The following is a 21,994-nucleotide window of genomic DNA, read 5'->3' as shown; positions in this document are numbered from 1 at the left end:
ACTCTGCGTCGGATGCGTAATGCCGTCTTTCGCGCAAGCCTGGGGACCGGCCGGGCATCGCATGGTTGCCGCGCTGGCCGAGCGCGAACTGACGCCGGGCGCGCGCGCCGAAGTGCGCACGCTCCTCGCGATCACGCACGCCGACGAACTCGCCGACGTCGCGGACTGGGCGGACGGGCTGCGCGACGACCCGCGTCAGCGCGCGCTCTGGCGCAAGACCTCGGCCCTTCACTTCGTGAATTTCGGCGACGCATCCTGCCGCTACGTCGCGCTGCTCGATTGCCCGGGCGGACGCTGCGCGGTCGGCGCGATCGAACGCCATGCGCATGTGCTCGCTGATCGCACGCGCCCGGGCGACGAGCGCGCCGAAGCGCTGCGCTTCCTCGTGCACTTCGTCGCCGACGTGCACCAGCCGCTGCACGCAGGTTATCGCCGCGACGGCGGTGGCAACGGTTATCAGGTGCGCTTCAATGGGCGCGGCACCCATCTGCATGCGCTGTGGGACACGCCCGTGTTGCAGGCGCGCGGCGAGGGTTGGCGCCGCCACGCCGCGCGGCTCGCGCGTACGCCGTTGCCGTTGGCGCACGGAGAAGCGGCGCAATGGGCGGAGGAATCGTGCCGCATGACGCGTGACGCCGGCATCTACCCGCGTGCGCATCGGCTCGACGAAACCTACCTCGAACGCATGCGCCCGCTCGCCGAACAGCGCGTGCGTGAAGCCGCGGCACGCCTGGCCGCATTGCTGGACCGCGCGCTCGCCAGACCCCGCTGAACACCTCGAAACCGCGCGGGAGCGCCGTTTCCCGTCGCCTGAACAATTTCTAAACCGTACGGTGTTGAAATAGCGGACCTGAATCCCATCTTGATGGGGGTCGCCGAGGGATGAAACCCGATGGCGAAGACAAGCATCCAAGCCCTGGTGACCTGCGTCCCGCGCCGGCACCTTCCCCCAAAAGTTGGAGTTCATCATGAAGAACACCTTGCTCGCTCTTGCCCTCGCGACCGCTGGCTTCGTCGCACTGCCCGCCGCCCACGCCGCCGACACCAGCGGCTTCTTCATCAACGGCAACGTCGGCCAGTCCAATCTCAGCAAGGGCGCGTACGACGACAGCGACACCGGCTACGGCATGAACCTCGGTTATCGCTGGGCGGTCGCGCCGAATGTCCTGCTCGGCGTCGAGGGTGGTTATACCGATCTCGGCACCGTCTCGCCGAAGTCCGGCTATCCCGGCTTCGCCGATGCGGAAATCAGCGGCTGGAATGTCGGCGCGAACGCGCATTTCAACCTCAACGAGAACTGGTACATCAGCGGTCGCGCCGGCCTGTTCCGCGCCGACGTGAAGGGCAGCTACGGTCCGCTCGCGACACCGGTGCTTGTCGATGACAGCAGCAACAAGTGGTACGCAGGCGCAGGCTTCGGCTACGACTTCAGCAACAACTTCAGCGTCGGCCTGAACTACGACTACTACAAGGCCGAGAAGAACGGCCTCAAGTTCGACCCGGACCTGGTCTCGGTGAGCGCCGAATACCGGTTCTGACCTTCTCTCCGACCGGAGCACCAGAGGCAAGGACGCCATGAAGGAATCGGCCCGCACGCGCGGGCCGATTTTTTTGTACCTCTCATTGCCAGCGCGCGAGCTGCTGCCGCACCGGTGCGGCGGCGGCGAATGTCGACTCGATCATCGCGCGCAACGGCGCGACCAGCGCGCGCGCATCGGCGTCGTGGCCCGCGTCGGACAATGCAGCGGCGTAGGCCAGTGCGAATTCTGCGACGAGCGGATGCTGCGCACCGAACTTCGCACGCATGCTCTCGAAGGCGCGGAGCCGCAGGCGCAGCACGGAGGCCTTGTCTCCTTTCGCATGGGCGATCCGCGCGGAAATCGAATCGCGACGTGCCTGCATGAGCGGCGTGAATGGCGCGTGCGACGCCGCCAGGATCGCGTCCGTATCGATCGCCTCGTCGATCCGGTTCGAACGAAGCTGCCAGTCCGCCAGCAGCAGCTCGCACTTCACGGTGTTCGCATCGTCAGCGCCGAAATGCGAGCGCATGCCGGCCAGCGCGAGATCGAGGTGCGGCTTCGCCGCCGCCAGCCGATCGGCTTCGGTCAGCACGCGTGCCAGGTTGTAGCGCGCTCGCAATACGGACCCGCTGTCGTCGGCCAGGGTCTTGCGGCGGGTCTCGAGCGACCGCTCGTACAACGGGGTCGCGGCCGCATAGTCGCCGATGTCTTCGTACGCGTACGCCAGATTGTTGAGCGGGATCGCGTAGGCCGCGCTGTCCTCGCCGGAGACGTCGGCATGGATGCGCATCGCCTCGCGATAGTTTTCGATCGCCTGCGTGAACCGGCCCAGGTCATGCAACGTGTAGGCGAGTCCATTGTGTGCGGCGGCGACCTTGGCGCTGCGCTCGCCGTAAAGCTCGCGGCAAAGCTCGACATTGTGCTCGAGCAGCGGTCGCGCCTGCTCCGCGTCGCCCGAATCCGACAGCGCCTTTGCATATTCCTGCAAGGTGCTCTGGTAGTCCGGGTGGTGTTCGCCGTATTGCGCACGCTTGAGCTCAAGCGATTGCCGGTAGAAGTCCAGTGCATGGGTATAGTCGCCGCGCTTGGAAGCAACCAGACCGAGATTGTGCAGGGAGGATGCAATGTCTTGCGGCCTGTCCATGCCGCGCCGCAGATCGAGCGCTTTGCGCAAAGCGGAATCCGCCTCCGGATAGCGATCCTGTGCCTCGAACACGAGCCCGAGCGTATTCCATGAATCCGCCATCCCGGCTGCATCGTCCGGCGAATGCGCCTGGCGCAGCGCCAGCGAGCGGCGAGCGGCGTCTTCGGCATCCGCGTTCGGATACGTGTTGTTCGCGTACACCACGGCGAGCTGGCTCAGAACTTCGGCCGCCTTCAGCGGTTCGTCGACGCTTGGATCGAGATAGAGGTCCGCTGCCTTGCGGAACAGCCCGACGCTTTCCTTCGGCTGGCCAAGATGGCGATATGCAGTGGCCAGCACGTCGAGCAGATGGGCCTTCACCCGCGGTGTCCCGGTCAATTCGCGGTCGATGCGCGCGGCGCCCTCGTCGAGCACCTCGCGTGCACTGATGTCGCGATGGCCGCTGTTGAGCCGCGGGTTGGACACATCGAACACCGAAACGAGGAAATCGCTGACCCGCTCGGCGGTCGCCGCCTGTTGCTTCGCTTCGCGCTCGGCCGAGCGCGCCCGCTCGCCCTCGACCGCGAGGCGCCAGGTGAACGCGGTGAGCAGCAGCAGCGCGACTGCGGCGGCCAGCGCAACCGGCCAGCGTCGGCGCAGCAGGCGCGCGCTGCGATAGCGCAGGGTCTGCGCTCGCGCCAGCACCGGCCGATGCTCGAGCAGCCGCTGCACGTCGTCGGCGAGTGCCTGCGCCGCCGCGTAACGCCGCGCCGGCTCCTCCGCGGTCGCGCGCAGGACGATCGCGTCGAGGTCGCCGGCGACACGACCACGCCACGGCACGTCGTTGGCGAGTTCACTGGGCCGCACTTCCGCGCGACCGAGGCGGCTGATCGTGCGGTCGGCGGCATCGAGCCGTGCCTTGCGTCCCGTGACCAGCTCGAACAGGATCAGGCCCAGTGCGTAGACATCGCTCGCGGTCGTGACCGACTCCCCGCGCAGCTGTTCGGGACTGGCGTAGCCGGGTGTGAAGTAGCGCGCATCGGGCCGGTCATCGGTCATGCGCGGACGATCGAGCGCGCGTGCGATGCCGAAATCGAGCAGCACCGGCGTGCCATCCCCCTTCACCAGCACGTTCGATGGCTTCAGGTCGCAATGCACGATCAGGCGCTGGTGCGCGAACTGCACGGCCGCGCAGACGATGCGGAACAATTCCAGCCGCGCGCGCAGGTCGAGCCTGCGTTCGCTGCAGTACTCGTCGATCGGCACACCCTCGACGTACTCCATCACCAGGTACGGCTGTCCGCCCGGCGTCGCGCCGCCATCGAGCAGGCGCGCAATGCCCGGGTGCTGCAGGGTTGCGAGGATCTGCCGCTCGCGCGCAAACAGCGCGAATGTGTCCGCATCGGCGACGCCGCGAATGAGCTTGACCGCCGCGACCTGCTCGAAGTGGCCGTCGGCGCGTTCGGCGAGATGGACCGCGCCCATGCCGCCACTGCCGAGGCACCGCAGCAGGCGCCATGCGCCGAGACGGTCGCCCTCCGCCAGCTCGGTTTCCGGCAGCGCGCCGAGTGCGCGCCGCACCGGCGCGTGCAACGCGGTGTCGCCCCGCTCGCACTCGAGCAGCGATTCGACCTCCGCGATCGTCGCCGCGTCGACGCCTTCGTCGGCATACAGACGCCTGCGTGCGTCCGGCGCCAGCTCGCAGGCGAGATCGAACACGCGCCGCACTTCGTTGAAGGCGGGGCTCGTCGACTCGTTCACGCCAGGAGCTCACGGCTCAGCCACGCGCGTGCGAAGCGCATGTCGCGAGCGACCGTCGGAACCGAAACTCCCATCACGGCAGCGATTTCCTGCTGGTCCATGCCGGAGAAGCAGCTCATTTCCACGACGCGCGCCGCGCGCTCGTCATGATCTGCGAATCGCGTGAGCGCCTGGTCGAGGGCCAGCAGGTCGAGCATGTTGCCGGCATCGGCGATCGGCGCCGCGTCGGTCGCGCCGAGGGTCACGTGCAGCGCGCCGCCGCCCCGCTTGGCCGCCTGGCGTGCGCGCGCATGGTCGACGAGGATCGAGCGCATGTGCAGCGCGGCGATGCCGAGGAAATGCGCGCGACTGGCGAAATCGGTGTCGTTGCCGAGCATGCGCAACAGCGCCTCGTGCACGAGCGCCGTCGGATTGAGCGTCTGTTCGCGTTCGCCGCGCAACCGCTGCGCGGCGCTGCGGCGCAGCGCGTCGTAGATGCGTGGCATGGCGATCGCGAGGGCAGCGCGGTCGCCCATGTGCCAGGCATGCAGCAGTTGCGTGATGTCCTGTTCCACCCACCCTCGCCGCGCCGCGCCGTAGAGGCAGGCAATGTAGGCAGCGGATCGGCGTCTTGCAACCTCGATGCGACGCGCGATCGCCCCGGTGTGCAGCAGCACGCCGGGGCGATGCGAAGGTGCTACGGGCGCCGGCGTTCGTTGCCGGCGGGCGTCAGGGCACGCAGTCGATTGCCTGGATCGGCAGGACGAGCGGGGCGTTCAGCACGAGGTCCCAGCGCCCGGCACCTCCATTCCATTGGTAGTACGAACCGGAGGAACCGGCAACGCCGACGAAGCCGAAGCCGGACTGGCCGATCATGCTGCACAGGCGGGCCCGGCTGCCGAGATCCGAATTGATCGGCATGCCGTTCAGGCGTGCGTTGAAGCACTGGTTGTCGCCCGCGATGTGCCCGGCATCGCAGCTGAGGATCACGCCATCGATGTACTGCATCGCGGTGAAGTTGCCGTTCGGCGGCAGCGTCGGCGCCGCGGCGCCGTTGCAGACGTAGCGATTTTGCGCTGCGTTGACCTCGCCTGCGTCGAGCACGCCGTTGCGATTGGCGTCGAGGCCCACACGCACGAGCGTGCCGCCCGCGCTGCAGTTGGAGCCGGCGGGCTCGGCCGTGGTTGCGAGCAGCGTGTCGAACCCGTTGCTGCCGTTCGCCCCGGCCGGACCGGTCGCGCCGGGTGCGCCCTGCATGCCCTGCGGCCCTTGTTCGCCTTGTGGCCCTTGTATACCTTGCGTGCCCTGTGGCCCAGGCGGGCCGGGCTGCCCCTGTGGACCTGTCGCGCCGGTCGCACCGGCAGGGCCCTCGGCGCCCGTCGCTCCAGGGGGTCCCGCAGGCCCCGCGGGTCCGGGCGCCCCTTGCGGACCGGCGGGACCTGGATTCCCGTCCAGCGCGTACTGTGCAACCGGCGCGGTGGAGACTGCCTGGCGCGGCACCAGCGCCTGCCCGTTGACGCTGACTTCGAGCCAGGTCTGGTTTCCGGTGAACACGCCCGGGAACGCGAGCGAAATCGTGAAGAGTCCATCGACGACCGGAAACTGTGGTTCCAGCTGCGACGCGCCGAGTGCATTGCCACCACTCGCCGCGTCATACAGCGTGAACGCGAGGTCGTAGGCGCCATTGGCCGGGTGGCCGTCCTGCGCGAGCCGCCCCTGATAGGTGAAATCGGGCAGTTGCGCGATCTGTGCGAGCGCCTTGCCAGTGACGAGCGCCGCGAGCAGCACCGCCATGCATCGTGCCGTCGCGGTGTTCATGCCGAGCACCTCTCGAACGAGGAACGGAACAGTTCGTCCGTCTGCGCGACGGGTGCGGCCCAGAAGCCCGAGACGAGCGTGATGTTGTTGCCATGCATGGCGCCGGCAGCCGGTTCCCCGGCGGTCGCCGACACGGTGAAACAGGCGCTCTGCAAACGAGTCGCGCCACCCGCGGCGATCACGGCCCGCTGTAACGAGAAGTTGCCACTCGGCGCCGCCAGGACGGTCGATGCCGCCGCGACCAACACGATCGCCAACGCAGGCCGCGAATGCCTGCACGCATGAATTTGGATGTCCATCAACCCTCCTGACCCCGAATCGGGGAACGGCCCCTTGCCGCTCCGCTCCCGGTCAGTCAGGTAAGCGTGGAATCGTCGCGTCGGATATCACGCTCGCGCGACGCGGGTGCGCGTCCTCGCGTCGCTGCCGGTCGACGATGGCATGCGCTGCGTGCGGCGAGGGCGCGTCGAATCCGTCCGTGAAGATCCGGTCCTTCCATCCCCCGCGAAGTTCCCACCGCGCCTCGCTGAACGTGGTCGCGTAGGTCTGGAAATCGGGAACGACCCCGATGTCCAGATCGGTCGTGCCGGGCGCGACGTCGAGCAGCGCTTCCTGCTGCTGCCAGCGGCGCAGCGGATTCGCCGCCACCGGCGGAAAGGCGCCGGCGGCGATACCGTTGACGAAGATCGTCGCGGCGGCCGAGCCGGCCGTCTCGCCAGGCACTCCGGCGCCGGCGTCGAAGGTTCGGCGCAGCCGCAACGGCACGATCGCATCGGCGACATGGAAACGGAAATGACTCGCGCCGGAAGCGAAGCGGCAGGCGCGCGCGCTGCGCGAGGTCGGCGGCTCATCCTCGAACTGCGCGGCGAGCATCGCGCAGGACGATGCCGGCGCCGGCTGAAACTCGTGCGCGGCCGCAGCGGCCGCGTCGCCGATCTCGAAACCGTCGTAACCGACCAGCGAAGGTTGCGGTCGCCGATAGGCATGGACGACGGCGCGCACGCAAGTCGGCACCGGCATGTCCGGCGCGTAGCCGGCTTCCTGCACCAGGCGCAGCGCGCTGGTCCAGCTGATCGGATCGGTCGGCATCAGGCGCCAGACGCTCGTGCTGCCGCTGCCGTCCACGTCGACCGTGCTCGCGCCGGAAAGCGGTCCGGTGTACGCGCCTTGGTCGAAGTAGAAGCCGCCGTCGTGGAAGTCCTCGACGCCGGTGCCGTACCACGCCGGAGCGGTCGCGCCATCGACGCTCGCGCGTTCATCGCCTTCAAGATAGCCGCGTGTGACGACGCCGTCCGCGCGGAAGCGGGCGGCAACGCCGACGACCTTGCCGGCACCGCCCGCGGCGTCGAGCACCAGCGCTGCACCCGAACTGCAGGTGTCGACGAGATGCGCATCAAAGGTACCGGCATCGACAGGCACTGCTTCGCCGTCGAAGCTGAGCGCGCTTTCGATGTTGATCGACGTCGATGATTCGCTGACGAGCTCAACCTCGGCCGTCGCAGCGAACGGCTGCGGAAACCACGCGTACAACCATCCCGACGCGTCCTCGCCGAGCAGCACGCCGCGCGGCGGCACGACGGCATCGACGGGCGTCGCGAAGTACTCCGAGAGCAGCAAGTCGATCGTGGTGATGCCGTCGACATGCACGCGCAGGCGGACCTGCGCATACGCGGGGCGCGGCAGGCGCAGGCGGATGCCGCGCAGCCAGCCGGGACCGCTGCGCGTCGCCAGCGTCGCGCTGGCACCTGCTGCGAGATCGGTCGTCGCAGTCTCGGGCAGCAGCATCGCGTTCCACGGATCGTCGCCCGCATGCGCGAGGAAGCTGCGCCATGCCGGCTCGTCGTGTCCGGCCGTGAAGCTCGCCACCGGCGTGCCGGGTTCAAGCTGGTGGTGCTGCAACTGGAACCAGAGCAGGCGTTGCAGCGTGCCGGTACAGGGATTGCTGCCGCCGTTGTCGGCACCAACCAGTGCGACGCGCAACGACTGCGCATACGCGATCGGCACGCGACTGGCGTAACCGCCGCTCGACTGCACGCGGTCGGCGACCAATGGCGGCGTGAACGGGGCAGTCGAGCCGTCGAACAGCGCGGCCAGCGGCAGATCAAGCACCGGCACCGGCGCAGCATCGACGTGCACGCGGACGTGCACCGCGGGATCGATGCAGGTCGAGGTGCCGAAGCCGGTGGTCAACCACAGGCGCGTCAGCGCGCCCGGGCCGCGTTCGTCGAGCAACACGGCTTCGTCGCCGTCGCGATACAGCCAGCGCAGCGGATACGGATTGCCCGCCGCGCTTTCGCCACCGGCATTGCTGCGGTCGTAGCGGCAGGCGCCGGAGCAATGGCTGGAGCGTTCGAGCACGCGGTCGCGCGCATCGAGGATGGCGATGCGTGCCGGGGCTTCCCACACTTCCCACGGCAACCCGCTCGCACGCGCGGCAGTCGCGGCGAGCAGCAGCAACGTCAGGCGATGCGCGCTCGCCACGTACGCGGCTCAGTCGCGCGTCGGATACAACGGCGGCAGCGGGTCCGTCGTGCTGGCGGCGCGCGCCGGTGCATCGACCCATGCGATGCCCGCGCCGAACGCCTTTTGCAGGCGCGCGGCGAGGCCATCGCTGGATTCGCCGGCATAGCGCGCACGCTGCAACGCCGAGGTCGCGTTGCGTTGCGCGTCATCGGCGAGTCGTGCGCACAACTCGCCGAGGTTGCGCACTTCGGCGCGCTCGTTGCGCGCCCACGCGACCAGCGCACGCTCGGCGCCGGCGAGATCGCCGAGCGCACACGCGCGCAGGAATGCCGCGCGTTGCGAGTTTGAGTCCAGTTTCGGCACGCGCACCGGCGCCAGCGGTCGCAGGCCCGCGACGCGGCGCGACGCCCACCACGCGAGCAGCGTCGCGACCCACAGCATGAAACCGATCACCGCGATCATCTTCCACAGCCCGATGCGACTTGCGTCATTGAAGGTCGACGCCCCAGCCGGCAGGCCATTCACGTTCGCCGGCAGCGGCGCCACCGCTCCGCCGGCAGTGGGCGCGGCCTGTGACGCCGCGCCGGCGGCCGGCAGCACCTTGATCGTGCGTGCGGGCAGCTCCGCCGTCTCGAGCCGATCGTGCGTGGTGTCCCACCACGTCACGGTCACACCCGGCACGCTCAAGGTGCCAGCGCGATCGGGCACGAAAGCGAACTTGCGCACGCGCTCGCCATACAGCCATTCGCCGTCGTCGCGCGTGCGCGTCTCAGCCTTGTCCGGATAGATCTTGGCCCCCTCGGGCGCGGACAGCTGGAGTTCGGGCAGCTGTTCGTAGCCGAGTCCCTGCGCCTGCATGCGGATCGTGCGCGTGACCGGTTCGCCGACATGCACCTCGGTCGGCAGCTCGCCCTGGTCCTGCAGCAGCAGCGACGCCGCCGGCAACCAGGTCGGTTGCGTCCACGCGGCCGGCTTCGGCTTCACCTCCAGCTTCAGCGCATCCGATCGCGCGCTGACGCTGCGCCCGCGCCCGAAGAACGCGGCCGGATCGCTCGCGTCGAGCACGCTGCCGCGGAACGCGAGCGCGGGGATCCCGATCGTGCCGCTGCGCTCGGGCGTCAGCGCATAGTGGCGTTCGAGTACATGGTAGCGGCGCGTGCCGACGGTCGCGATGTACTGCTTGTCCTGGCCAATGCGCTGCGTGGCGAGGCCGTCCGCCTTCGGCTCGCCGAGATTGCCGTCGGTGAGATCGAACGCGTAATACAGCTTGACCGTGTAGCGCACCTGCTGCTGCACATACGGATCGAGTGGCTCTGCACTTGCTTCGAGGAACAGGTCGCCGCCGGCCTGCTGCGCGGCACTCGCCGCGGGCAACACGCTGAGGTGGATCGGCGCGGTCTGCGCCTGGCCGAGCGAGATCGGCGCGATCGTGATCGAACCTTCACGCTTCGGTTCGAGGCCGACCGCCCACAGCGTCTTCGCGCTGCGCGTACCGTTGACGATGCTGACCTGCTGGCTCGACTGCGTGCCGAGCACGTTGAAATCCGCTGCGAGCGCGGAGAAATCCGGTTGCCCGCCGGCGGTGCCGTCCGCTTCGACATTGAGCGTGACCGTCTCGCCAAGATGCATGCTGTCGCGATCGAGCCAGGCGCGCACGCCCGCCTTGTCGTCGGCGAAGGCCAGCAGCGTAACGAACATGCCAACAGCGGCGATCCAGCCGCGCAGGTCGGGCCATCCACGAATCATCCGCCGTCTCCTCCGCGTTGCTGGCGCCGCTGGTATTCGAGCTGGAACTTGCGCCGCAACAAGCCGCCCGGATCATCCGGCACGCGCTCGAGCCAGTGCTCCAGCGCCTGGCGCTTCTCGCGCGTCGCATCGTCCTCGGCGGCCTGTGCCGCCACCGGCTTGCCGTCGTGATCGTCCGACTTTTCCGGCTTGCCGGCGAGCGCACGATCGACATCCTGCTTCAAGGCCTGCTGCTGCGCGGCGTCCGGCTTGCCCGATGGCTTGCCGTCCCGCGCATTTGCGTCGGCGGCGGCGTCCTTGTGCGCGCCGTCCTTGTCGTCGCCCGGTTTGCCTGCCTGCTCGTCCTGCGCATTCTTGTCCTGCGCATCCTTCGATGCATGCTCGGGCTTGCCCTGCCCGTTCTCGCCGTCCTGCGTCTGCTGCTGCGACGGCTGCTGTTGCTGCTCGTGGGCGGCATCCTTGGATGCGTCCTTCGACTCGCCTTGCTGGCCTTGTTGCTGCTGATTCTGCTGGCCTTGCTGGTTCTGCGGATCCTGCTGCTTGCGCTGCTGCATGAAGTCCTCGACCGCCTTGCGGTTCGCCAGCGCATCGTCCATCCCGGGCGCTTGCCTGAGCGCCTCGTCGTACGCGGCGATCGCCTCCTCGTAGCGGCCGAGTTTCGCCAGCGCGTTGCCACGGTTGTAGGCGCCATCCGCCCCAATCGCCTGCGCGTACGCGGATTCGGCCGCGCCGAAATCCCCACCGCGATACGCAGCCCCACCCCGCCATTCGGCAGTCGGCGCCACCGCGGCGGCGGCCTTCGCGTCACCCGCGGCGAGTGCCGCAGCCGCCTGCTGGTCCGGGCGTTGCCACAGATCCTTGAGCGATGCCGCCTGCGCGTCGACGCGCGGCAACGACAACGCAAGCAGCAACGTCATCAGCCAGCCGCGCCGGAACCCGATCAGCGCCAGCGGCAGCAGCGCAAGCACCAGCCACGGGCCGCGATCCTTCCAGCGCGCACTGTCGACCTCGGCGCCATCGGTGCGCGCGTTGCGTGAGCGGATATCGGCTTGCGCGGAAAGCAGGCTGTCGATATCCGCCGCATCGGCGCGCAGCGTTGCGTAACGTCCGCCCCCCGCGGCGGCGACAGCGCGCAGCGCGGATTCTTCGAGTCGCGAGACGACGAGGTTGCCGGCGTCGTCCTTGAGGAAGTCGCCCTGCGCAAGTGCGACCGGTGCGCCGGCATCGGTGCCGAGACCAAGTATCGACACCTCGAACCCGCGCGCACGCGCCTTGCGCGCGGCGCTGGTAGCGTCGCGGCTCGCGCTGTCGGCGAGCACGATGATCTCGCCGCGATGCAGACCCGCCTGTTCGATCAGGTCGGCGGCGGACTCGATCGCGCGCGCGGTCGAGTTGCCCGGCGCCGGCATCGTCGACGGGTCGAGCGACTCGACCAGGTTCTTCACGGTTTCCACGTCGTCGGTCAGCGGCGCCGCGACGAAGGCATCGCCGGCGTAGCCGATCAGCGCGGTCTGGTAGTCGCGGCTGCGCGCGAGGATGTCGTCGATCTTGTAGCGCGCGCGTTCGAGCCGGCTTGGCTTGACGTCCTGCGCGAGCATGCTCGGCGCGAGTTCCAGCGCCAGCACGCGCGCGGCCTGGTTGCGATACAGCGGCATCGGCTCGCGCTCCCACGCGGGACCGGCGAGCGCGATGCAGGCGAGCGTCCACAGCGTCGCCGCGAGCACGAGGCCACCACGCCCGCTGCCGCCGTCGATGCGCTCGATCAGGTGCGGCAGCAGGTGCGCATCGACGACGCTACGCCACGCGCCGGCGTCACTGCGTCCGTGTCGCCAGGCGTACCAGCACAGCGGCACCGCCAGCAACAGCAGCAGGGCGAGTGGCCGCAGGAAATGGAAGTCGCCCAGCGCGTTCATGCCGGCGCGATCCCGGGGCGCGCGCGCACCCGCAACGCCGGCACGCCGAACGCGAGCGCGGCCGCGGCGAGCGCCATGGCGAGTGGCATCCAGTACCACTCTTCGATTGGGCGCAGGCTCTGTTTGGCGTCCGCGGCCGGCTCCAGCGTGTCGATCACGCGGTAGATGCCGGCGAGCTCCTCACTGTTGCGCGCGCGGAAGTAGCGCCCTCCGGTCTTGTCCGCCATCGCGGTGAGCATGGGCTCGTCGAGGTCGGCGGACGGATTGACGGTGCGGCTGCCGAACAGGCTGTCGACGCGCATGCGGTCCGCACCGACGCCGATCGTGTAGATCCGGACGTGGTTGGCGGCAGCAAGGTCGGTCGCCTTGGCCGGGTCGAGTTCACCGGACGTGTTGACGCCGTCAGTCAGCAGGACCAGCACGCGTTGTTCCTGCGGACGATCGCGCAGGCGCTTGACCGCGAGACCGACCGCGTCGCCGATCGCGGTCTCGCGCCCGGCGAGGCCGATGGTCGAATCGAGCAGTTGCTTGCCCACGGTCTTGAGGTCGAACGTCAGCGGCACCAGCAGGTAGGCGCGCGTGCCGAACAGGATCAGGCCGACCCGATCGCCCTTGCGGCGCTCGATGAAGTCGCTCGCGATCGCCTGGATCGCCGCGAAGCGCGGCACGGCGCCGCCGCCGAGCTGCATGTCCTCGATGCTCATGCTGCCGGAGGTGTCGACCGCGAGCAGCAGGTCGCGACCCGTGCGCGCGACGTCTTCGGGTGGGCCCAGCCACTGCGGACGCGCGGCCGCGGCGACCAGCAGGCACCAGGCGAGCAGCGCGAACAGGCGCCGCGTATTCGGCACCGCCGATGTGTCGGCCTGCTGCGGCAGCTGTACGCCGAGGTGAGGCAGGTGCAGTGCGCTTCCGAACAGGCCACGCGCGCGCGGCAGCAGCAGCATCGCCAGCAGCGGCAGCGGCAGCAACGCGAACATCCACGGCCAGGCCAGCTCAAGCATGCGCAGGCTCCTCGCGCAGTGCGTGTGCGAGCCAGCGGCGCGCGAGAGCGATCAGCGCGGCGCCATCGACGTTCGCATGCTCGTCGCCGGGTCGGCGAAACGGCGCATCGACGAGCATTTTTCCGTCGCCACGGAACGTCGTGCTTCCCGCGGGCAGGCGGGCATCGAGAAAATCCAGCCAGTCCTCGCCACGCAACGCCGCGGCGCGTGGATCGAGCAGCAGGCTCGCACGACGCAAGAGCTGCGACAGGTCCGTTGCGAGACGCAGCGTGTCGGCAGTGTGCGTATGCGCCGCCGCGATGCGCTCCAGCTCCGCGCGCACGCGACGGCGCCAGCGACGCCGTTGTTCGCGCCGCCACAACCAGCGCACACCGCAGGCGAGCGCGACCAGTGCGAGCAGCGCAAGAATCCACCATCCGGGCGCTGGTGGCCACCATCCCGGTTGCGGTGGCAAGTGGATGTCGCGCAATTCGGGGCCGGTCGGATTCATGCGACCACCGACGAGTGGCGGCTGCGTGCGAGCAGCGGCGCCAGCGCACGCCGCAGGTCCGCGTGCGCGTCGAGCTCGATCGTGCGCAGGCCGAGCTTGCGCGCCTGTTCGAGCAGGCGTGCGCGCGAAGCGGAAAAGCGCTCGGTCCAGCTGCCGCGCACGCGCTCGTCGGAAAAATCGAGGATGCGCCGCGCAGCTCCGAGATGCAGCGCGTAGCGCCCGGGGGGCGGCGGGGCGATCTCGAGCGCGTCGCGCAGCACGACCAGCGTGATCTCGTGTCGCGCCGCGAGTTGCGGCAACAGCAAGGCGGCTTCCGCGTCTGTGCTGAAACCATCGCTGAGCAGGACCAGGCGCATGCCGGGGCGCAGCAGGCGGCGCACGCGAACCAGTGCGCGTGACAGCGGAGATTGGATCGAGGTGTCCGCGACCGAATCCCAGTCGCGCAGCGCGCGCAGTACCTGCAGCACGCCTCGGCGTCCGCCGGCGGGCTTTACCTCGCCGTCGATGCCGCCGCCAAAACCGAGCGCGCCGACGCGATCGCCGGCCGCTGCGGCCATCCACGCGAGCAGCGCCGCCGCGCGCGCCGCCTGCACGCTCTTGAAGCGCACGCGGGTGCCGAAGCGCATGCCGGGATTGAGATCGAGCGCGAGCAGCAGTCCCTGTTCGCGTTCCTCCTCGAACAGTTTCGTGTGGGGCTTGCCGCTGCGAGCGGTGACGCGCCAATCCATGTGGCGGATCTCGTCACCGGCCTGGTAGATGCGCGACTCGCGGAAATCCACCCCTCGACCGCGCCAGCGCGAGGTGCTGGTGCCGCTGCGCAACGCCGCCGTGCGGCGCCGCGCCAGACTCGTGCCGTGCGCGAGCGCCGACAGCGCGATCAGCTCGTCGAGCGCGACGCGTGTGCCGGTGTTGGGTGTGGGCGCGGGCATGGTGCGGGGAACGAGTGGGGAAAAGAGGGAAATGAGTGATGGATGAAGAACGAGTGCAGAGGAGTGGGGAACGAGTGGTGGAAACGCGTCAGGGTGAACTCACTTCTCGGTTCCCGGTTCTCGGTTCCCCGACCTTCAAGGCAGCGGCACACGCTCGAGCAGCATTGCGACGACGCGGTCGGCGCTGACGCCCTCCGCTTCCGCCTCGTAGCTCAGCAGCACGCGATGGCGCAGCACGTCGGCGGCGATTGCGTGCACGTCTTCGGGCGTGACGTAGTCGCGGCCGCACAGCCATGCATGCGCGCGAGCGCAGCGGTCGAGTGCGATGGTGCCGCGAGGGCTCGCGCCATAGGCGACGTAGCGGGCAAGCTCGGCACCAAAGGGCGAAGGCTCGCGCGTAGCCAGCACCAGCTGCACGATGTAGGTCTCGAGCTGCGGCGCGAGGTGCAATGCGAGGACTTCGCGACGCGCGTCGAACACTTGCTGCTGGCTGAGCTTGCGCGACGCCGCCACCGGGGTCGCCAGCGCTTCGCGCGCACGTTCGCGCGCGAAGCGCAGGATCGCCGCCTCGGAAGTGGCGTCCGGGTAGCCGACGCGCACATGCAGCAGGAAACGATCGAGTTGCGCTTCCGGCAACGGATAGGTGCCCTCCTGCTCGATCGGATTCTGCGTCGCCATCACGAGGAACAGCGCCGGCAACGCATAGGTGTCGCGCCCGACCGTGACCTGGCGCTCACCCATCGCCTCGAGCAGCGCGGATTGCACTTTGGCCGGAGCGCGATTGACTTCGTCGGCGAGGATCAGGTTATGGAAGATCGGGCCACGCTGGAACTCGAAGCTGGTCGTTTGCGGCCGATAGATCTCGGTACCGGTCAGATCCGCCGGCAGCAGGTCCGGGGTGAACTGTACGCGGTGGAAGTCCGCTTCGATGCGCGCCGCCAGTTCCTTGATCGCGGTGGTCTTGGCAAGCCCGGGCGCGCCCTCGACCAGCAAGTGGCCGTCCGCGAGCAGCGCAATCAGCAAGCGATCGATGAGGCCCTCCTGGCCGATGATGCAGGTGCGCAGCTCGTCGCGCAGCGCAGCGAAGGCGGCGGATGCCGTGGTCGGTTCTGGCATGTCCATGGGCTGTCCGGGGAAAATCCGATGATCGCACGGGTTGGTGCCAGCTCGGACAGCGCAGGGCACGTTTGGTTTCGCGATCCATCATGGAACCGTTCACGCAGCATGGCCGCGGCATGCGCCGGGGCGCCTGCAATCGCTTCCGGTCAGTGCCGGCCGAGCACGTCTTCGAGCGAAAGCGGCTTGCCGACCAGCCAGCCCTGCGCGTAGCGGCACCCGAGTCGATGCAGGACTTCGCGCTGCTCGCGTGTCTCGACGCCTTCGGCAATGAGGTCGCAATCGAGCGCATGCGCCATGCCGACGATCACGCCGACCATCGCCACGCCTCGCGGGCGGTCGAGCGCGCGGATGAAGCTCGCATCGAGCTTGATCTGGTCGAAATTCAAGGTCAGCAGCGGCCCGAGGTTCGAATAGCCGGTACCGAAATCGTCGAGCGCAACCGGCATGCCGACGGCGTGGCAGCGCGCGAGCAATTCGCCGATGCGCGCATGGTCCATCACGAGGCTTTCGGTGACTTCCAGCTTGAGCCGGTCGGGCGGCAGGTCGCGTGCACGCAGCAGGGCCAGGATCCGCTCGACCAGGGTCGGATCATCGATCTGCCGGCCCGACAGGTTCGCCGCGATGAACGGCAGCGGCTTGAACCCGCGCTTGCGCAGTTCGACCAGCATGTCGCACGCGCGTTCCAGCACGTAGTCGCCGATCGGCAGGATCAGCGAGGTCTCTTCGGCAAGCCGGATGAACTCGGCCGGCGAAACCGCACCGCGCTCGGGATGGGTCCAGCGCACGAGCGCCTCGTAGCCGGCGATGCGACCGCTGACGATCTCCTCGATCGGTTGCAGGCGCAGCTCCAGTTCCTTGCGCTCAAGCGCCGCGCGCAACTCGCTTTCGAGGCGGATCTTGCCGAGCGCAAACGCCTCGTGCGGCTCGACCGTCGCGGCGCTTCCGGCATCGCGCGTATCGCCGGTCAGGGTCGCAAGCGCGGAGCGGTAGCGCGTCAACTGGCTCATCAGCAGCGCGCGGACGACAGGATCTGCCGCGGCAAGCCGTTCGGCAAACTGGTCCTTGCCGATGAGGATCAGGCGACAGTCGGTCAATGCGCGCGCCGTCGCGGTGCGCGTGGATTCGTCGAGCACCGCCATTTCGCCGAGCAGCATGCCGGGGCCCAGCACGCCGAGCACGCGCGGCTCGCCGAGCTGGGTCGTGCTGATCTCGATGCGGCCGGATTCGATCAGGTACGCGCCGGACGGCGCGTCACCCTCGGCGAACACGAGCTCGCCGGCCTTGAACAACTCGCTGTAGGGCTGCAAGCGCGATCCCCCTGGATGCCACCGGTGCGCGGGCACGTGGACGTAGCCGGATCGTACATCGCCCGCTCGCACGTTGCAGGCTTCGCGACGTGCGTGGCGCCGAGCGTCGGATGCAGATCGCTTGCCGCATCCAGTACGTCGCAACGCCGGAAAAGAAGAAGGGCCGCATCGCTGCGGCCCTTCTACTCGGTTCATTGCCGATTCGTCACGGCCCGCACGGCGGACTGAAATCGTCCGCACCCGGGATCAGGACGGTGAGGGTCAGTGGCGCGACGCCCTGGGCGGTAAACGTGCAGGTGGTCGTCGAGTCCGGAGTACCGGTGACGTTGAATGTTGCTGAACCGTTCTGCCCGGTGACCGAGGTGCCCGGAGTCGCCGTTCCGCCGGAGCAGACGGCGGTGATCGACACGCCCGCAGCGGGCGCGCCCGTGGTCGTGAATGCCTTCACCGTTACCACCGCCGTTGGCGCGCTGTTGGTGCAGATGCGTCCAACACCGCCATTCGAAAGGAAGGCGAGCTGCACGATGATATCGACCTGGGCCGTCGCACCGCCGACGCTGAACGTGATGCTGCCTGCAGCCCCGGCTCCACTGCTCACCGGCATGCCGCTGGTCGTCACGATTGCGTCCGCGCAACCGTCCGGCCCGGTCGCATTGTCGAGCGTACCGCTGGTGCCGTTGCCGTCGATGTTGCCCGTACCGCCACCAAGCTGCATCTGGAAGCCGATATGGACACCCTGGATCGGAGAGTTCAGCGCATCGCGGAAGCACACGGTTACCGGCGTCACGGTGTTGCCCGGGATCGGCGACGGGAAAGCAACCAAGGTCGCCGGCGCCACGCCCGGATAGACCAGCTCGACTGCATCGGTGACGCGTCGCGCACCCTGCGTCACGCGGTCGATGCCATCGCCCTGCGCCCACATCGCAACGATGTGGCCGAGCGTGCTGACCGTGTAGTTCAAGGTAGCGTGGGCGACGCCCAGATTGTTGGTCGTCGCGCTCGCCGTGATGTTGCCGTGCTGGCTGCGGCCAACGATGTAATCCAGTACGTTGCCGTAATCCACGCTCGTGCCGGTGGTGTCGTTGTTGTTGAACGGAGAGCTCGTGTTCAGGCTCGTCTCGGAATTGACGCGCGCTACCGTCAATGCGCTCTCGAGGTCTTCATTCCCCTGGGGTGCGCCATGCTGGGTCTTGCCGAACACGACCAGCGCATCGCCCGGACCCGCTCCACCGCCCGCGGTACGGAAGTGCCCGCCCGGCGCGGTGAACAGCGTGCCGCCCTCCTGCGGATTGCCGTCGCCGCCTGCAATCAGGAAGCGGTTCGCATCGACACCCGCATTGAACGTGCCCACCGGCTCGTCGATCGAGCCGAAACGGATGGGCGTACCCGGCAGCACCGGATTGCCCTGGCGGTCGGTACCGAGCGCGCTGACCGTCAAGCTGTAGGTGGCATCCGGATCGGGCGGGGGAATATCCGCAGAAACCTGATCCGAAACCGTGTTCACCAGGATCGCGTTCGTGTCCGGCGAGGTGATCGTGATGCTGTAAAGCTTGCCGTCGGAGACGATCACCGAAGTGGTGAAGCTGACCGGATCCTGGATGCCATTGCTGACATTGTTGTCGGCGCGGTCGGCTGTCGCTCGAATCTGGATCGGTCCTTGGGGGGTCGAATCGCCCGCCTGGAACGAAGCGGTCGCGACGCCATGGACCGTATGCGTCGTCACACTCGTGCCGCTCGCCGAACCACTCGCCGAGGCCGCCGTCAGCAATGCGTTGCCGGCTTCGCTCAGGATCTCGTATCGAAGGTTGTCAGTGCCACTCGCCGGATCGGGCACCAGCTGGGCGCCACCATCGCGCACCGTCGCGGTGATGACCGAATTGGAGCTGCCACCGGAACTCGGCAGGTATACGCCGGGCGGGTCTGGTACCAGCGCGACAGTCGCGGGATTCGTACCGACGCCGCTGGTAACGGTAAATGCCACGCTGGCGCTCACGGTGCGCAATGTCGTCGGATCAATCGCACTCACGACGAGATTCGCGGTACCGGCGGTCAGGCGCGAATTCACGAAGAACGTGGCTTGGCCATTGGTCCCTGCGATCGTCACCTGGCCATAGAGGTCGCTGGTGGTTCCACATGTCGCACCACCGCCGCCGGCGCCGCCGCTGCCGGCCGCAAGGCAGGAAATGGCCGCGACCGTGATCGGCGAAATACTGACCGAGATGTCGTGGCCGGTGACCAGAGACCCGTCGGGGTTACGCCAAATCGCAGTAACTTCGGCCTGCGTGGGTGCGCCGCGTTGGGCTGGATCATAGCCGGCCGTATTCAATGGCAACGTCGTCGTCGACGCGGTCAGCGTGATCGTTCCGCTCTGCGGAATGAAGGTTCCACCGTCACCGCCACCGCCACCACAGCCGGCCAGCGCGAGGCCGGCGAGCATCAGCCCCAGGGTCTTGCCGAAAAATTTCATGTGCTATCTCCAGTCCAGCGAATTCGGTTGCAGTCGATGATCCGCGATTCAATGCGCGGGATTCGTTACAGCGACCGCACTTATTTCAGGTTGTCGCTGAGGATGCGCGGCGTGACGAAGATCAGGAGCTCCGCCTTGTTGTCCTGCCGGCCCCGGTTCTTGAACAGGTTGCCGAGAATCGGGATGTCGCCGAGCATCGGCACCTTTTTCTGCGTCTCCGACTTGCTTACCTCGTAGACGCCACCGAGCACGACGGTCTGGCCGTTGTCGACCAGTACCTCGGTGCTGATTTCGCGTTTGTCGATGGTCGGCACCTGACCGCCACCCGGGCTGTCGACGAAGCCGGCGACATTGTCCTTCTTGACGTTGAGGTTCAAGACGACGCGGTCGTCCGCGGTGATCGTCGGGGTGACCTTGAGCTCGAGCACGACGTCCTTGAAGTTGACGGTCGGGGTGCCGATACCGCCACCACTGCCCGCCGAAATCGTGACGTAACCAATTTCCTGTCCCTGCTTGATGTCCGCTTCCTGCTGGTTGGCCGTGATCACGCGCGGACTCGAAATGACTTCACCACGACCCTCGGTCTGCGCCGCCGAGAGCTCGAGATCAAGCAGGTAGTCCGCACCGAGAATCGCCAGCCCGAGGCTGCCGGCGGGATTGGTTACCGGCATGTTCACATTGTAGCGATTGTTCAGGACGTTGCCCTCCTGCGTGACGCGACCGCCATTGAGGCCCGGCGGGAAGATCGGATAGGGAGTGCCGCCCGGGGTCAGACGCCCGGCGAACGCCTGATCGATCATGTAGTCGGCGCCGAGTGAATTTCCGCTGGACGCGACCACGTTGCCGTTGCTGTCGCGACGCGCGCCGGTCACACCGAACTTGACGCCGAGTTCGCGGGCGAAACTGTCGGTCGCAATCACGATGCGCGACTCGATCAGCACCTGCTGCACCGGACGATCAAGCACGGCGATAAGCTGGCGAATCTCCTGGACCTTCGACGGGATGTCGCTGACCAGCAGCGTATTGGTGCGGTCGTCGAACGTCACGCTGCCGCGGGAAGACAGGAAACCGCGCTGCACCTGCGATCCCGTTGTTGCTGTGCCGCCGGCGCTGTTGGTCTGCGTGTCCTTGGTGAGCAACGCGGCGATGTCCTTTGCCTTGCCGTAGCTGACCGGGATGTAGTCGGTGATGAGCTCGTCCTTGTCTTCCATTTTCAGACGCGCATCGGCAATCGCTTCCTCGCGATCGGCGATCTCCTTCTGCGGGGCGACCCAGATGACGTTGCCACGACGGCGCTTGTCGAGACCCTTCGCCTGCAGCACGATGTCGAGCGCCTGGTCCCACGGCACGTTGATCAGGCGCAAGGTCACATTGCCCTGCACGCTGTCCGAGACGACGATGTTGAGGTCGGACACGTCCGCGATCAGCTGCAGCACCGAGCGCGTCGGGATGTCCTGGAAATTGAACGTGACCCGGCTGCCGTTGTAATCCGGCTCGGCGTTCTTGCCCTTGAGCTTCTCTTCCTTCTTCGGAGCGACCTCGACCACGTATTCGTTGCCGCTTTGGTACGCGAGTTGTTCGTACGGTTGCTTGGCGACGATCTCCATGTGCACGCCGGCACCACGCACGCGGGTATCGATCGACTGCACCGGAGTGGCGAAATCAAGCACATCGAGATGTTGTGCCTGGCTCGCAGCCAGCTTCACGTTGAGAAGATCGAGGACGATGTTGTTGCCCTCGCGACGCAGATTCGCCGACGCGCCGGGACCGCTGAAGCTCACGACGACGCGGCCCTCGCCATTCTTGCCACGGCGGAAATCGACATTGGAAAGCTCGACGTTCTGTCCTCCGCCGACCGCCTTGGTCGGATCCGCCTTGGCGGCGGAAGCGGCGACCGTCGATGAGCCGACGATACCGTTGTTGATCGAGAGGACGACGTTGTTGCCGTTCACGCGGGTGTCGTATCCCGCCATGCGGAACAAATCGGCAACGACGCGAGTGCGTCCGGCTGCCTCGATCGCCGACACCGCGGATACCGCGCCAGCGCCGACGTCGACCTTGCGCTTGCTGAAGGCATTGCGCGTGTCGGCGAAATCGAGCGCGATGCTCGGCGGATTCTCGGTCGAGAATACCTGAGGCGCGATGGCCGGACCGGTGAACTTCAGCGTGACCTCGACCTTGCCGCCTGGCAGGGCCGTGTACGCGATGTCCTCCAGCACGCTCTCCGCATGCGCGCTCGCACCGAGAACGAGGCCCACGAAGGCCAGGATTCCAAGCAGGTGAGACCGCACCGCGCGGAAGGCGAACTTGCGCTCCGAGGTTGCAGCGAATGTCGTGGTCATGAGCTTCGTCCCCAAT

General features: G+C 67.9%; 16 protein-coding genes. 2 read left to right on the top strand and 14 right to left on the bottom strand.

What is annotated here, in order from left to right:
• Positions 1-19 precede the first annotated feature (19 nt).
• Entirely contained in the window at positions 20-772 is a 753-nt protein-coding gene (locus ACILRJ_RS15505; RefSeq protein WP_395684106.1) for a S1/P1 nuclease, read from the top strand.
• Positions 773-968: 196 nt separating this feature from the next.
• Positions 969-1,538 (top strand): porin family protein, encoded by a 570-nt coding sequence (locus ACILRJ_RS15500; protein WP_395684105.1) that lies wholly within the window; start codon positions 969-971, stop codon positions 1,536-1,538.
• Between the two features lie 82 nt (positions 1,539-1,620).
• On the opposite strand, the gene ACILRJ_RS15495 is transcribed toward ACILRJ_RS15500, so the two are convergent.
• The 14 genes from ACILRJ_RS15495 to pilQ all read right to left on the bottom strand — a co-directional run bounded on the left by ACILRJ_RS15495 (position 1,621) and on the right by pilQ (position 21,978).
• The gene (locus ACILRJ_RS15495) at positions 1,621-4,404 is read right to left on the bottom strand and encodes a tetratricopeptide repeat protein (protein WP_395684104.1); all 2,784 of its coding nucleotides are present in this window, start codon (positions 4,402-4,404) and stop codon (positions 1,621-1,623) included.
• On the bottom strand, positions 4,401-4,958 hold the full coding sequence (locus tag ACILRJ_RS15490; RefSeq protein WP_395684103.1) for an ECF-type sigma factor: 558 nt from the start codon (positions 4,956-4,958) through the stop codon (positions 4,401-4,403). Before ACILRJ_RS15490 ends, ACILRJ_RS15495 begins: the two co-directional genes overlap by 4 nt.
• Positions 4,959-5,112: 154 nt before the next feature.
• Positions 5,113-6,201, bottom strand: a complete 1,089-nt coding sequence (locus ACILRJ_RS15485) for a hypothetical protein (RefSeq protein ID WP_395684102.1) — start codon at positions 6,199-6,201, stop codon at positions 5,113-5,115.
• A complete protein-coding gene (locus ACILRJ_RS15480) occupies positions 6,198-6,500 on the bottom strand; it encodes a hypothetical protein (protein ID WP_395684101.1) in 303 nt (100 codons plus the stop codon). Before ACILRJ_RS15480 ends, ACILRJ_RS15485 begins: the two co-directional genes overlap by 4 nt.
• A 52-nt stretch (positions 6,501-6,552) precedes the next feature.
• The gene (locus ACILRJ_RS15475) at positions 6,553-8,682 is read right to left on the bottom strand and encodes a DUF2961 domain-containing protein (protein ID WP_395684100.1); all 2,130 of its coding nucleotides are present in this window, start codon (positions 8,680-8,682) and stop codon (positions 6,553-6,555) included.
• A 9-nt stretch (positions 8,683-8,691) separates the two neighbouring features.
• Entirely contained in the window at positions 8,692-10,410 is a 1,719-nt protein-coding gene (locus ACILRJ_RS15470; protein WP_395684099.1) for a BatD family protein, read from the bottom strand.
• Positions 10,407-12,323 (bottom strand): VWA domain-containing protein, encoded by a 1,917-nt coding sequence (locus tag ACILRJ_RS15465; RefSeq protein ID WP_395684098.1) that lies wholly within the window; start codon positions 12,321-12,323, stop codon positions 10,407-10,409. The genes ACILRJ_RS15470 and ACILRJ_RS15465 overlap by 4 nt, the downstream gene beginning before the upstream one ends.
• On the bottom strand, positions 12,320-13,324 hold the full coding sequence (locus ACILRJ_RS15460) for a vWA domain-containing protein (RefSeq protein WP_395684097.1): 1,005 nt from the start codon (positions 13,322-13,324) through the stop codon (positions 12,320-12,322). Before ACILRJ_RS15460 ends, ACILRJ_RS15465 begins: the two co-directional genes overlap by 4 nt.
• The gene (locus tag ACILRJ_RS15455; protein WP_395684096.1) at positions 13,317-13,814 is read right to left on the bottom strand and encodes a DUF4381 domain-containing protein; all 498 of its coding nucleotides are present in this window, start codon (positions 13,812-13,814) and stop codon (positions 13,317-13,319) included. The genes ACILRJ_RS15460 and ACILRJ_RS15455 overlap by 8 nt, the downstream gene beginning before the upstream one ends.
• The gene (locus ACILRJ_RS15450; RefSeq protein ID WP_395684095.1) at positions 13,811-14,743 is read right to left on the bottom strand and encodes a DUF58 domain-containing protein; all 933 of its coding nucleotides are present in this window, start codon (positions 14,741-14,743) and stop codon (positions 13,811-13,813) included. The genes ACILRJ_RS15455 and ACILRJ_RS15450 overlap by 4 nt, the downstream gene beginning before the upstream one ends.
• A 135-nt stretch (positions 14,744-14,878) precedes the next feature.
• Positions 14,879-15,865, bottom strand: a complete 987-nt coding sequence (locus ACILRJ_RS15445; RefSeq protein ID WP_395684094.1) for an AAA family ATPase — start codon at positions 15,863-15,865, stop codon at positions 14,879-14,881.
• A gap of 143 nt (positions 15,866-16,008) precedes the next feature.
• Positions 16,009-17,169, bottom strand: a complete 1,161-nt coding sequence (locus tag ACILRJ_RS15440) for an EAL domain-containing protein (RefSeq protein WP_395684093.1) — start codon at positions 17,167-17,169, stop codon at positions 16,009-16,011.
• 205 nt (positions 17,170-17,374) lie between these two features.
• Positions 17,375-19,636, bottom strand: a complete 2,262-nt coding sequence (locus ACILRJ_RS15435) for a hypothetical protein (RefSeq protein WP_395684092.1) — start codon at positions 19,634-19,636, stop codon at positions 17,375-17,377.
• Positions 19,637-19,716: 80 nt separating this feature from the next.
• Complete coding sequence (gene pilQ / locus ACILRJ_RS15430; protein WP_395684091.1) at positions 19,717-21,978, bottom strand: type IV pilus secretin PilQ; 2,262 nt, start codon at positions 21,976-21,978, stop codon at positions 19,717-19,719.
• Positions 21,979-21,994: the final 16 nt, after the last annotated feature.

The organism is Dokdonella sp. (assembly GCF_044227025.1).
GTDB lineage: Bacteria > Pseudomonadota > Gammaproteobacteria > Xanthomonadales > Rhodanobacteraceae > Dokdonella_A.
Note: the sequence above shows the minus strand (reverse complement) of the source record. Positions and strands in the feature narration are given on the sequence as shown.